13 protein-coding genes are annotated in these 13413 nt (G+C 44.5%); 5 read left to right on the forward strand and 8 right to left on the reverse strand.

Translation table 11 applies throughout. The features are described from left to right. Position 1 precedes the first annotated feature (1 nt). Positions 2-1027, forward strand: a complete 1026-nt coding sequence (locus ACFSKO_RS10620; protein ID WP_380251289.1) for a glycosyltransferase family 9 protein — start codon at positions 2-4, stop codon at positions 1025-1027. Positions 1028-1075: 48 nt separating this feature from the next. On the opposite strand, the gene ACFSKO_RS10625 is transcribed toward ACFSKO_RS10620, so the two are convergent. Continuing rightward, complete coding sequence (locus ACFSKO_RS10625; protein WP_380251291.1) at positions 1076-1885, reverse strand: glycosyltransferase family 2 protein; 810 nt, start codon at positions 1883-1885, stop codon at positions 1076-1078. Between the two features lie 30 nt (positions 1886-1915). Then, on the reverse strand, positions 1916-2875 hold the full coding sequence (locus ACFSKO_RS10630) for a glycosyltransferase family 9 protein (protein WP_380251293.1): 960 nt from the start codon (positions 2873-2875) through the stop codon (positions 1916-1918). Positions 2876-3023: 148 nt separating this feature from the next. Between ACFSKO_RS10630 and ygfZ the strand changes: the two genes are divergently transcribed. After that, positions 3024-3917 carry a CAF17-like 4Fe-4S cluster assembly/insertion protein YgfZ gene (ygfZ, locus tag ACFSKO_RS10635; protein WP_380251295.1) on the forward strand — a complete coding sequence of 298 codons (894 nt, stop codon included), beginning with the start codon at positions 3024-3026 and terminating at the stop codon, positions 3915-3917. Positions 3918-3925: 8 nt separating this feature from the next. Here ygfZ and ACFSKO_RS10640 read toward each other — a convergent pair whose 3' ends face one another. Then, a complete protein-coding gene (locus tag ACFSKO_RS10640; protein WP_380251297.1) occupies positions 3926-4324 on the reverse strand; it encodes a DMT family transporter in 399 nt (132 codons plus the stop codon). A gap of 83 nt (positions 4325-4407) precedes the next feature. Further along, complete coding sequence (meaB, locus tag ACFSKO_RS10645) at positions 4408-5379, reverse strand: methylmalonyl Co-A mutase-associated GTPase MeaB (RefSeq protein WP_380251299.1); 972 nt, start codon at positions 5377-5379, stop codon at positions 4408-4410. Positions 5380-5637: 258 nt separating this feature from the next. Here meaB and ACFSKO_RS10650 point away from each other — a divergent pair, with 258 nt between their 5' ends. Beyond that, a complete protein-coding gene (locus ACFSKO_RS10650) occupies positions 5638-6519 on the forward strand; it encodes a class I SAM-dependent methyltransferase (RefSeq protein ID WP_380251301.1) in 882 nt (293 codons plus the stop codon). Between the two features lie 40 nt (positions 6520-6559). Continuing rightward, positions 6560-6991: a VOC family protein gene (locus ACFSKO_RS10655; RefSeq protein WP_380251303.1), complete on the forward strand. Its 432-nt coding sequence runs from the start codon at positions 6560-6562 to the stop codon at positions 6989-6991. 108 nt (positions 6992-7099) lie between these two features. Here the strand turns inward: ACFSKO_RS10655 and ACFSKO_RS10660 are convergent, their stop codons facing one another. The 4 genes from ACFSKO_RS10660 to ACFSKO_RS10675 form a co-directional block, all read right to left on the reverse strand. Then, entirely contained in the window at positions 7100-7648 is a 549-nt protein-coding gene (locus ACFSKO_RS10660; RefSeq protein WP_380251305.1) for a DUF1697 domain-containing protein, read from the reverse strand. 261 nt (positions 7649-7909) lie between these two features. Further along, positions 7910-9193, reverse strand: a complete 1284-nt coding sequence (locus ACFSKO_RS10665) for a hypothetical protein (protein ID WP_380251307.1) — start codon at positions 9191-9193, stop codon at positions 7910-7912. 27 nt (positions 9194-9220) lie between these two features. After that, complete coding sequence (locus ACFSKO_RS10670; protein ID WP_380251309.1) at positions 9221-10060, reverse strand: outer membrane lipoprotein-sorting protein; 840 nt, start codon at positions 10058-10060, stop codon at positions 9221-9223. Between the two features lie 32 nt (positions 10061-10092). Then, the gene (locus ACFSKO_RS10675) at positions 10093-12435 is read right to left on the reverse strand and encodes an efflux RND transporter permease subunit (RefSeq protein ID WP_380251311.1); all 2343 of its coding nucleotides are present in this window, start codon (positions 12433-12435) and stop codon (positions 10093-10095) included. A 227-nt stretch (positions 12436-12662) separates the two neighbouring features. Here ACFSKO_RS10675 and ACFSKO_RS10680 point away from each other — a divergent pair, with 227 nt between their 5' ends. After that, positions 12663-13406, forward strand: a complete 744-nt coding sequence (locus ACFSKO_RS10680; protein WP_380251313.1) for a TetR/AcrR family transcriptional regulator — start codon at positions 12663-12665, stop codon at positions 13404-13406. Positions 13407-13413 lie beyond the last annotated feature (7 nt).

Raw genomic sequence — 13413 nt, forward strand, 5'->3', positions numbered from 1 at the left:
CATGACGGTTGAGCGCCCTGACATTACAACAGAAGACCCGGATATGATTTTGTATGGCCCCGAATCTGATGTGGTCCCGGCCGAAGACTCTTCGAGTAATCCTCGACGCATCCTTATCATCAAACTTTCCGCCTTTGGAGACTTTATTCTCTCCATCAGATCCTTTCAGGCGATCCGTGCTCATCATCCAAGTGCTGATATCACTCTACTGACAACCAAACCTTACGTTCGTCTGGCAGAGGCAAGTAGATGTTTTAACTCTGTCTTGACAGATACACGTCCAAAAATCTTTGAAATTCCAGCGCTTCTTAAGCTCAGAAAAAATCTGAGGTCTCGTAAATTCAACCGCGTTTATGATCTCCAACGCAATGAGCGAACCAAGCTATATTACAAACTTTTCCCTTCACAAAAGCCCGAGTGGGTTGGAAACGTTAAAGGGTGTTCGCATTATTATGAAAAGCCAGAGAACGGTATTTACCATATTTCTGTTAGAGAAAAATCCCAACTTGAAATCGCTGGAATAACGAACATAAAACTACCTGATCTCTCGTTTATTAAAGCTGATATATCTGACCTGCACCTGCCACGAAACTATGCGATGCTGGTCCCCGGCGGCGCGCCACATCGCCCGGAAAAACGCTGGCCGACAGGACAATATTCCGCCTTGTCCGACCACCTTACCCACCTTGGCATTACGCCCGTCCTGATCGGCACTGAAGCCGAGAGATCTCAATGTAATGAGATTGAGGAAAACTGTCCGGCCGTATTAAACCTTTGTGGTAAAACCAGTTTAGAACAAATTGCAGTCATCGCCCGAAAAGCACAGCTATCTGTTGGCAATGACACAGGCCCGATGCACCTTATTGCCGCTGCTGGCTGTCCGGTTGTGGTGCTTTTCTCGAAAGCTTCAGACCCCAACAAGATTTCCCCCATTGGGCCTGACGTGCAAATTATCTGTGAGGATGATTTACAGGATCTGTCTATTGAAAAGGTGACCTCAGCCCTGCCTGCCATAACTTTTGACTAAGCCAATTTTTCCGAAATAATATCTTTCCCGTCATCCGAAAGCTTAATTTCAAGATTTTAGTTGATCGCTCTCGTAACGAGCTTTGATATGAGAAACCACAGGGTAAAGCGCGGCAAAGGTTGCGATCAAGAAGCCATAGCCTCCTTCTCGATACCCCTTACGGCTGATAAAACAGCGCCAAAATCTACTGAATATACGCCGTATATTATGGGGCATGGTGCCAATTTCACCATTGGCAACCAGATCTTTGGCGCGAGCAGTACTATAGGAATCAAACCGACGGATCATGTCAGAGATATTATCATCCACATAGTGAACCAACCTATGTTTCAGTTTGCGCCCTCTTCGCACACCTTCTTTCCAATGCAAAGCAGGATGGACACGGTCTTTCCCCCAACGCTTAACACCCTTACGGCATAAGCATGATGCAGAAGCTTTACCAAACTGAGCACCCCATCCATATCTAACAAGATGATCACCGATATAATTATCAACCGGAATCAAATAATAATCAGCACCATCCCCTTGAATAGTCGATCGAATTTCCCGTGCTAAATCATCTGTAATGCGTTCATCGGCATCGATTTCTAATACCCACTGACCACGGCATGCATCATTACCAGTATTCCGTCGATCACCTTCGATAGGCCAACCACCTTCGACAATACTATCTGTATATTCCAGAATTATATCTTTTGAACCATCTGTACAACGATCAAGGACCACAACAATCTCGTCACAAAACTTAACACCTTCAAGACATTCACGAATATTATCTTCTTCGTTATGAATAACGATCAAAGCAGATAATTGAATATTATCAGTAATAGTCCCCGAAATAACTACATCTGAAGGCATACACGTTTCCTGTTCACAAATAAATCCAACTTAAGGAATTTCCTTACCCCGGTTGTACAGTTCCTCTGCAGCAGTGACAACCATATCCAAAGTAAGTGATTCCATGTAGCTATTCACGCCATGACTATAATCGAATTCAGGATGATGTGTGATTTCATAATAACCCTCTGGCGTACGAACACAGGCACAATCAGCTCCCCATGGGTGATAACGCCATTCAGGGCTAGGACCAAATAACCCAAGAGTTTTTACACCAGCCGCCGCGGCAAGATGCATCAGGCCGGAATCATTTCCAACAAAAAGATCGCTTCGCTTTAAGCATGCCGCTGCCGTCACCAAATCATGCCCGATAAGATCAATAACCCGTTCTTTTGGTAAAGAAGAAAGCACTGATTGTATCTGTTTCCGCTCATGTGGAGCAGCAAGAACCATTAGACGTGCTTCAGGAAGGATTCCATCCTTTGCAGTCAAACGCTCTATCAATTGAGAGAACCTCTCGACAGGCCATTGTTTTCCACTCCAATTGGCAGCAGGGCCAATTGCTAATACTTTTGCTCCTTTTGGAACCATTTGAACAGACTTTTGATCATGAATATCATCTGTCCAGACAACAGGAGACGGAGGTTCCACGCTATCAAGAACTCGAGACAACTCAACAATGCGATGAACTTTATCATCTTTGGACGAAGTAACCAATCTACGTTTCGTCCAAAGAAAATAACTGAGCCCCGTTCCCCGCATGTCGACAACAACATCCCAGCGCTTAGCAAAGCAACGTGCCCAAAGCTTTAACCAATGGGCATGGTGTTTTAGCTTTGTTATCGGAATGATTTCTTCCAGCCCGGGAATGGCCTCATAAAGAGACGCAGAAACGCTCCCCGCGGCAACGGTAACTTTGGCACCTGGATATTGTTCGAGCATCGACTGCAAGACGCCATTGGATAAGACAGCATCCCCAATGCGGTTCGATGTAATAAAGAGTATTCGCAACGCGTTCCTTCCCCTTTAAGAAGACATTAAACTGGGAGCAGATGATTTATAGCAAGCTACCTCTTTCATCAACAGCTGTAACGCCTTATATATCAAGCAGACTATATTTCCGACCATACAAATCAGACATTAAGACGGATACAGCAGTATGAGCGATTTACGGGTTATCCCGCTCCACCACCGCACAGTTCTCAAACTTGCAGGCGAAGATCTTGTTCCTTTTCTTCAAGGTGTGATTACCCAAGATATCACCAAAGTCACACCGGAAAATGCTGTATGGTCCGCGTTACTCACAGCTCAAGGTAAATTCCTGCACGAGTTTTTTATCATCTATAATCCTGAGGGTGGGGTTTTCGTCGATTGCGAAAAAGAACGCGCGCCTGACCTGATCCGCCGCCTTAAACTTTACAAAATGCGATCTAAAGCCAGTCTGGACCTTACGGGAGATGACTATACTGTCGTTGCTATAATTGGCCAAGATGCTGCGCCATCCCTTGGGTTGGAATTAAAAAAAGGCGCGAGTTGTCACAAAGACAAAAGCATCATTTTTGTAGATCCGCGCCACTTAGGAATTGGCGCCCGTGCAATCATTCCGACGGATCAACTCGACACTTTTATCACGACCAACAATCTAAACGAAACCTCCTTGGACGCATATGACCAGTTGCGTATCTCACTTGGCATCCCAGACGGTAGCCGCGACCTCGAAGTCGAAAAATCAATCCTCTTGGAAAACGGCTTTAACGAGTTATCCGCCATCGACTGGGATAAAGGGTGTTATATCGGGCAAGAATTAACCGCCCGTACCAAATATCGCGCCCTCATCAAAAAACGCCTCGTTCCGGTAACACTCATAGGTTCCACACCTGAAATCGGCACAGATATCACCTTAGATGGTAAAAATGTGGGCATACTCAGATCCACTTATGGAGATCAGGGCCTTGCTACCTTGAGGATCGACGCCATCGGTTCGGATCGACTGTTGTGCCACGACACCAATATCACTCCCAATATGCCAGATTGGATAGAAATTACGTCTTAAGATCGCGTTTAATGTCCAGATGCATTTGAAATAAGGTTAAGGACCAGCACGCCGCTAATAATCAGCGCAATGCCAATTACTCCGGCCAAGTCCATCTTTTCGCCGTAAATGACGATGCCTAACCCGGCGGTAAGAACAACACCTGCACCAGACCAAACCGCATAGGTCACACCAATGGATAATTGGCGCGTTATAATTGATAGTAAATAAACCGCGAAGATATAACCAACCACGACGACAATGGATGGTATAGGTTTGGTAAAACCATCAGAGGCTTTTAAAGACAGAGTTGCGACGACCTCACTGATAATTGCCACTCCCAGCAACATATAAATCGACATTTCCGCACCTTCTCTAAAAAAACTCTGTTCAGGATGAATCCCGATCAGCATTAACCTCAGTTGCATCAAGCATAGTCTAATCGAACCCGCTATCTTGTTTGCGGCATCTCAAATACTATTTTAAAAATTCCTGATCTTAAGATTATTTCTCAACAAGCTAAATGCTTTGATATGACCAATTCTTTTTGAATGCGTGATAACAATTCAAAGGGCGAAACGCCATCAACTAAATCAAGGGAAAAACCCTCTTGTTCCAAAAATGATAATCCCTGTTTACCATATAACTCGCGAATGGCTTCTTTCAGCCATTGTCTGGCTTGATCCTTCCGCTGAGCAGACAAACGTCCCTGCCCATTCAACCAGTCATAATGCAGATCTATAGCCTTGGTAAATTCATCAAAACCAGTTTTGTCGCTCGCTGATAGTGTGAGAATTTTCACAGCCCATTCATTAGGGCCATCACTCGCAAGAGAAAGCGCGCCTCTTAGATCCGCCTTAGCGCGCTCTGCCGTTTTTCCCATATCAGCTTTGGTAACCAGGGCAATGTGGGGAATTTCAGCAATACCAGCTTTCATAAACTGCAAAGAGTCCCCTGACCCCGGCTGGACACAGAACACCACCGTATCCGCCACACCAGAAACATCTGTTTCTGATTGTCCAACACCAACGGTTTCGATCAACACAATATCAAAGACTGCGCGCATCAATACCATGGCCGCGATGGTCAAATCGGCAAGACCTCCTAATCTTTCGCGTGCAGCCATTGAACGGACAAACACACCCTGATCTTCCGGATCTGTCGAAAAGCGGACACGATCGCCTAAAAAAGCCCCGCCGGATCGTTTCGAGGATGGATCGACGGCGATCACTCCCACCGTGCGCCCACCAGCCCGATAAACCTTAATTAATTCTGATAACAGCGTCGATTTTCCAACACCGGGAGGCCCGGTAACACCAACGACGTGCGCGCAAGGAGCGTGATAACAATCGTTGAGCAGGCTCAATGACTTCTCTGGTGATTGTTCCAATAAAGACAAAGCACGAGAAAGGCTTAATTTCCCACCTCTGCGTAACGTATTCAGATCTGGCACCTTTAAATTCAGGTTTTCAGCTGTATGCATACTCAACTTATCCTTCATGAAACCATTCTTATCGGCAACGCTTTTACACGTGGTACTATTATTAGTGAAATGCATAAACATAGGCAGAGATGCTATCAAACGCTTTTACCACAAGCTTTAATTAACTGTTCCTTTTTTAAATTTCATTATAAATTTATATTTTATCGCATCATGACATTGCCTAAGATGATATTTATCTAAGAGTTTTCTCTTACTGACTAAACGATTTGAACAAGTCTAAAAGGACAAAGCCAAGGGATGAGTACAAAGACACAATCTGGTCAATATGGTGGTAGAAAAAACCTTACTGCCTATGTTGCATCTCTATTGGCCCCCTCTCCGTTGGGCACGACCAACACTGAGACACCGACCTATACGGCCCAGGATTTTTCAACGTTTGACCACCTTCATTCTCGTGGTCGCGCCGCCACTCAAGAATTATGTGAGTTTTTATCGGCTCATCCCGGCTCAAACCTTCTAGATGTAGGATGCGGTATTGGTGGCCCAGCCAGATTCATTGCTGAACGATTTGTCTGCAACGTCCACGGCATTGATATTACAGAAGAATACTGCCACACCGCAGAGCTTTTAAATCGCCTGTGTGGCTTGGACAAGCGCATAAAAATAACTCCCGGCAATGCACTTTCTCTTCCCTATCCGGACAAAAATTTTGATATTGTTTGGAGCCAACATACTTCTATGAACATTCCCGATAAACATACTTTTTACAGTGAAATTCATCGGGTTTTAAAACCCGGTGGGATGTTTTTGTTTCACGACATCTTTTCAAACGAGAACATCCCTAACGAAGAAGATCGTGCTCTATTACTACCCGTTCCCTGGGCAACGAAACCAGAACACAACCACTTGGTTCAGGGCGAAATTGTCCGTGACATACTTGGGGGGCTCGGATTTCACCGCGAAATATGGAACGACTTAACCGCAGAAACACATCTATGGTTCCATAACTACAACGCCAATTGGACCCCAAAAGATCCAGAGCAAAAATCCTTACCAAAAGAATTGGGGCCTAAGCTATTTATCGGTGACGATTTCAAACTGAGAGCTCAAAACCTGAAACAGAACCTCGCTGATAAAAAACTAACCGTTATTCAAGCCGTATTTCAACGCGCCCAATAAACAAATAACTTTCCCCATGATTTAAAAAGAGAGATCCATAATGTTAACGCCTTTTCACATTGCCATTCCCGTACGTGATATTCCAGAAGCGAGAGATTTTTATGGCACCAAAATGGGATTTCGTGAGGGGCGCAGTAGCGATAAGTGGATTGATTTTGATATGTTCGGCCATCAGTTTGTTGTCCATCTAGATGAAAGTTTGGGTAAGGATGGATCTGTGAACCAAATCAAAAATGCGGTTGATGGTCATGGTGTGCCTGTCCCTCATTGCGGTGTCGTCCTCCAAATGAAGGATTGGGAAAAGCTCGCAGAGAAAATGCGAAATATTGTCTCTGACTTTATTATCGAACCCTATGTTCGCTTCAAGGGAGAAACCGGAGAGCAGGGTACCATGTTCTTCACAGATCCAACAGGAAACGCCTTAGAATTCAAAGGATTCAAGGATATCGAAAAAGAGCTTTTTGCCAGCTAATAAGCCAAAAAAAACATTTATTATCAACAACACTAAAGCGTTCTAAACGGTGGTTACTTAGTTCTGCAGGTAACCACCGTTCTACGGGGGCGTTTTATAAAAGGCAACTTAGCGATTTTGAATCAGCTCTTGCAGTTTTAAAATTGTGTTCCAATTCCGACCTGTTGCTTCTACCCCCAAATATTTCTCAATTACACCAACCGTAAGTTTTGAACGACCAATACCGTTTGGGTGATAGGAAACATAGAGCCGATCCTCTACTAAAACTATTTTTTCGCCGCCCATAATCATAATCCCTGCTTGTAAGCTTTCAATATTACCAGCTGTCGGAACTCGATCCAAAAAATAAACCAGCAAGTGATTTGGCGCGTTTTGAGATATCTCACCAAAGGGATTATCAGTAATCGTTTGACCCAGCAGCCCTGCATGATCAAAAACTACAGTTGGGCAAAAGCCAAACTGCGCTTCCAGGCCTTCTAAAAATTTAACTTTAAGTGCCTCATCCCAATCAGCCTCAAAGAGTAGATTTCCAGTCTGTAGATATGTCTGGGGTTGAGATAACCCCAACTCCAGACAGAGGCTCTTTAACTCAGCCATTGGCATTTTGTTTCGTCCGCCAACGTTTATGGCACGTAACAAAGCAATTTGAAGAGGCACGACTACTCGCTTTAAATGTGAATTCAAAATTAAAGGCTAGTCAACTAAGTCATCGATAGCAAATAACCGACGTGCAAAAAAATCGAAATGCCGCGTAGTTGATACGCTCTAACTGGAGAGATGAAATCATGTCCTAAACTTCAACACACATCTATAAATGAAAAGGGCCGCATAAAGCGACCCTTTCACCTTTGTTTCTGGCAGGAAACTATCGGGGAATAGCAGCACCAGAAACTCAGAATTCAAAGACAAAATTCATCGTTAAAAATAATAATTGAATCGTATCTGAATGTGATCATCCCGGCGTGTATCATAAAGAGGATCACTACGTGTGATAGCATCAGATATCCGAAGTTCCCCCTCAACGGTCCAGCGTTCGCTTAGACGACGATCAGCTTCAATTGAAAAGCTACGGGTGTGGCTTTTACGGTCAATGATCATCCCTGCAAGAAAATCAGTATCCTCAACATCGTTAAGGGTAATACGCGCTCCAACAAAAATGTCATCATCAAAAATGGTTCCCGGCGCTTCATCTTCATCTCGGCCATCATAATGGTATTCAGCAAGAACACCAAGATCACCAGAATCACCAATCACCCCAAAGAAAGTGTATTCAACGCCACCAGAGAAAGCGACGAAATCATCACCTTGCCCACGACGATAAATACCTTCCCATTTCCAAAGCCACTCATCAAAAGTCGCCTGAATGTCAGCCGAACTCTGATTGATAATGTCATAGTGTGGCACAAGAACTGGCGCACCATTGCTATCCGATTTAACAAGTAACCGCGGTTCACGACTGGTGCCATAGAAGTGAGCAAGACCAAGATCCCAATCGCCCAAAACCGTTGCATAACGCAAGGCAAAATCAGGATGGAATTCTTCAAGATCTGACTCGTATTCCGCCTTATCCGTATCCACCGTCAGCGAAGAACGTAACCGCCCTTTACGGCCTGGGAATGTTCGTTCCCGAAAATAAGGCATTGCAAAGAGATTAAAATCACCAACCTCACTCTGGATACCCAAGTTAATCATGGGTTGGCCAAGCTTATCTTCACCGTCGGTATCTTCAACACCATCTGTCTGGTTGATAATATCAACGAGATGTCGGGATTCCGTCACCCCCCAAAAGACCTTATCTGCACCAATCTTTAGATCCCAACCATCATCAATATGCAGATACTTCAGCTCACGAATATCCGCATGACGTCGTTCGTTATCTTGAGCATCCAAACGCAAAAAGGGTTTAAAATCGATGCGGTCATCACCATCATTCCACTCGACCAGAAATTCCGGCTCGAGCACGATAGAAGGATTTAGATGTTGGTCTCTCTGCCCACTGTGCAAAGCTGAATCTGGGAAAATGCGCAAATCAAGTGATGCCGACCCTGAGTATTCCCAGTAAAGGTCACTTTCTGCGTCATCAGCCAGTGCCTGTCCTGCAGACACTATTGATGCTCCCAAAGCCACTGCCCCGGTTATAATAACCAGGGCAGTCAGCTTGATGAGCGTCATTTTTTTTAACAATATGAAACGTGATCTCATCACGGAACTCTCTACTAACGTGTTTACTTAGTTTACGCGCTTAAGATTATTCTTGGTCAATTCACTCTCAGTGACACCCGTTTGGAAATCGATTTTATCAAAAAGCAAACGTGTTTTCTTACCGGTTTGGTGGTTTTCCATATACATGTCATATGGACGCCAGTACTTACCGAGGTGCTGTTTGAAATTAGAAGAGACCAGTGTTTTAAGCAGTTTTCTTTTACGATCGTAATAATCGATTTTTTGCTGACGATACTCTGAAAGGTCATACCATGTAATCATCTTGGTATAACCAGAGTTTTCATAAGTTGGCGTCTGCTCAACAACGGAACACTGAAGCTCCCCACAAGGCTCATCTCTCAGCCATTTGTAGGTATATTTCTTCAGTTCCTGAGCAGATAGATCTTCGTACGCAAACTCTGATCCAAGAAAAGGCCCAGACTTATTTTTAGAGGAAATCCGTTTCACACGCTTAACTGCAGGCAGATACATCCACTGGTCATCAGGATCAAAAATTTTAGCATAACTAAGGAAAGCAGTACCCTTAACGTCACGAGGTTTGTCAAAGATGGTCAGGCTTTTATCCCCCTCATCATGACCGGGAACCTCAAGTGTTTTTTGACGCATTTGACGAATAGAAGTATCGCCATGACGATTTTCTAACTGCATTTGCATGAAAGATTCAGTATCACCAAATCCCCAATCGCGACGGTCCCATTCTTCTGCAATCGCCGTACCTTTGGCAATGTCAGCCGCTTCGTCAGCTTGGGCAGCGCTCGAAAGCGCCACACTGGAAGTAAAGGCCACCCCAGAGGCTAAGACCCCCAAAGAAAGACTGAATACAGTCGTTAATAGTTTTTTACTCATTTTAATAACTCCAACTATCGAACTTATTTGGCTTATTCAGCAGGAGCAGCAGATGCTGCATCGGGTGCCGTTGCCTTATCCCTATCGAGTAACATCAACAGAGGCGGCAGAAGTAGGAAATCAATGAACAAGGCAATGGCAATAGTTATCGCCGTTAATAAGCCCATATCTGCGTTCACAGAGAAGGTGGATAAAGACAAGATCGCAAAACCTGCGACAAGAACTGCCGTTGTGATCCAAAGAGCGGTACCAACCGTCTTAAATCCGTAACGCACGGCATCAGCGGGAGATTCATTCCGCTCTGTACGAGCACGGTTATACTTACTGAGGAAGTGAACCGTTGCGTCAACGATCAAGCCTAGAGACGTTGCAGCAATTACGGAAACTGCAAGACCAACCTGTCCCACAAAGATGCCCCAAACACCAAACGCCATAATCGCAGGCACCATATTCGGGATCAAACTAATCAGCCCAAGCTTTAGACTACGCAAGGCAAAGATTAATGACAGTGAGATCAAAACAAATGCAAGAGCAGTCCCCATCAACATTGATTTGATGTTTCTGTCCGCAAGGTGGGAGAACATAACCGCAGCACCAGATCCCTCTGCTTCCATGTAACCCGGAGCATTATCCCGCAACCACTGACTGGAATCCATCGCAATATTACGCATATCATTAGAAGAAACGTTATCCAACGTTACTGTCATACGGGATGCAGATTTGTCGATGTTGATCTGACTATTAAGGTCAAGACCGTAAGGCAAAGACATTTCATAGAGCAATAGATATTGAGCCGCGAGATCACGTTCTTCTGGCAGTTTGTACCAACTTTCGTCATCACCATGCATAGATTTATTCAGGCGCTTTAGGATGTCAGTAACAGAGTTTACGTGAACAACCTCTGGCTTTGCCCGCAACCAATTTGCAAAATCTTCCAGGTGAGCAAGATAAACCGGGCTTGAAACACCACCAGAATCTTCGGCATTGATTGAGAATTCCACCTGATAAACACCGGTAAGATTATCCCGAGTAAAGTCACTGTCCACACGGAATGGAACTGATGTATCAAAATACTCAATGAAACGATCGTCCAATTCAATTTTGGAAATGAATGATGATGTACCAACAACAATAACACCCATGACAAGAAGGAGCTTTGTTCGGTGCCCAATTACAAACTCGCCAAGACGCTCCATGGCAGAAGATTTATGAGTAGAGACCGCTTTAACTTTGACAGGCATGATCGCAACAAATGCTGGTAGAAACGCAATGGAAAAAATCCAGGCTGCGACAACACCAACTGCAGCAATGTTTCCAAGATCATGGAATGGCGGGGCTTCAGAGAAGTTAAGGCTCAAGAAACCAATGACAGTTGTCAAAGATGTCAGGAACACAGGTTGCATATTTACACGCATACTCTCGATGATTGCGTCACGCTTTTCTTTACCATGACGCATTTCATGGAACATGGTCACCAAGATGTGCACACAGTCCGCAATCGCAATAGTCAGAATAATTGTTGGTGCCATTGCTGAAGGTGGTGTCAATTTGACCCCCATATAACCCGCAGTACCCATAGCAACCATGACCGAGAAAATTGTAACCAACAAAGTCACAATCGTTCCCGTAAAGGAACGCAGGAAAACAACAAGAAAAACAATAATCACAAGGAACATCAGAGGCGTTAGCGTGCTCATGTCCGCAATAGAAGCAGCTGGGAAGGCATTACTCAATGGAGCAAGACCCGTAATCGCCACTTCAAGTTCCGGGTTTGCGGCTTCAATAGTTTCGGCCATCCGTTCAGCAAAGCGAACGGCTTCATCAAGTGCAATAGCATCATCTGGCGGAAGTTGAAGAGTAACCTGAACACCTGTCGTCGTGCTATCATCGGAAATGATACGATCGGCAAGCGCAGGCTCGTTCAAAGCAATTTGTTCAATACGATCTAGTCCAGCCTGACTAAGCCCAACCGTTTCTTCAACGAGATCCGCAACCGTCAAATCATCTTCCACGGCTTCGGTGTGCTGAAAGTTGGTGATAGAATCTACACGGATGGAATAAGGGATCTGCCAGGATTCTTCTGTAAGGTCCTGAACGACCTGAAGCCATTGCGGGGTGAACACCTTACCGTTACTTGGCTTAAGGACAAAAAGAATATTATCTGTCTTGGTATAGACATCCTGCAAGCCTTCAAAGGCATTTAATTGCGGATTATCATCACCAAAAAAAACACGGTAATCACTTGTGAAAGAAAGAAAGCGACCGCCTGATGCAACACCTAGTGTTGCAAGAATGGTCACCAAAAGAACAAGCCAACGCCAGCGAATTATGCTCTTGGCATAACTAACTGACAGGCGGTCCACGAAATTACTCATTACCTCAGCTCCGAAAAAATTCCGTTAACTTTGGCATCGGATTTCCACCCGAAACACTCAAACCAGACAAACCAGACAAACCCTGATAGATTTGTTTTTGATTCCCGTGGTTTTTGCGTTATTACCATACTTGCTATAGGGTAATACACCAAAGTAAACTATCCGGTGTAGTTTACTTATTTATAATTCAATGTAAACTACACAGTGTAGTTTTCTTGGAGTTTATATTGACAAAAAATAACTGTATCCTCGGCTCACTGGGACGTAGAGCTGACAAAAAGAAAAAAACAACGTGCTCAGACTCCAGTGTAAAGCACTTGGGGTGGGACAAGGATAAGTGTCTTTTTGCGACTCTCGGTCAGAAGTTAACGAGGTCAGAACAAAAACGTAACGACATCCGTGACGCAGCTATTGAAGTCTTTATGAATCAAGGCTTTGAAACTGCGAGCATGGATCAAATTGCGGCACTGGCTGGAGTATCAAAACGTACTGTCTATAGCCATTACGGATCAAAAGAAGAACTCTTCGCGCAAATCATGAATAACATTTGTGAAATCAAACGTGAAGAGCTCGATGTCAAACCCGATCACAACCTCCCCATCCGGGAGTGCCTTATCAAACTTGGAAATACGTTTCTCGACATGCTGCACTATCATGGCAGTATTTCCCTCTTTCGTATTCTGATTTCCCATGCTGAGAGTGATCCGACACACGGCATAGCCTTTATGGATGAGGGACCCAAGGTTTCCCGAGAACTTTTAGCTGCTTATCTCGAAGAAAAGATCGCGGCTGGAGAAATCGACGTCGCCGATCCTCAAGAAGCCGCCCAGAGTTTTTACGCATCGCTTTTTGGCGCACGTTATCTGAATTGTCTTGTAACAGCCGCTCCTCCACCTTCTCACGAAGAAATTGCAAAACTCGTGGAGGACACTGTGGAACGTTTTATTTATGGCTTAAAACTAAAAAGCTAAAATTGGG

The sequence above is a fragment of the Kiloniella antarctica genome, from assembly GCF_042682825.1.
GTDB classification, from domain to species: domain Bacteria; phylum Pseudomonadota; class Alphaproteobacteria; order Kiloniellales; family Kiloniellaceae; genus Kiloniella; species Kiloniella antarctica.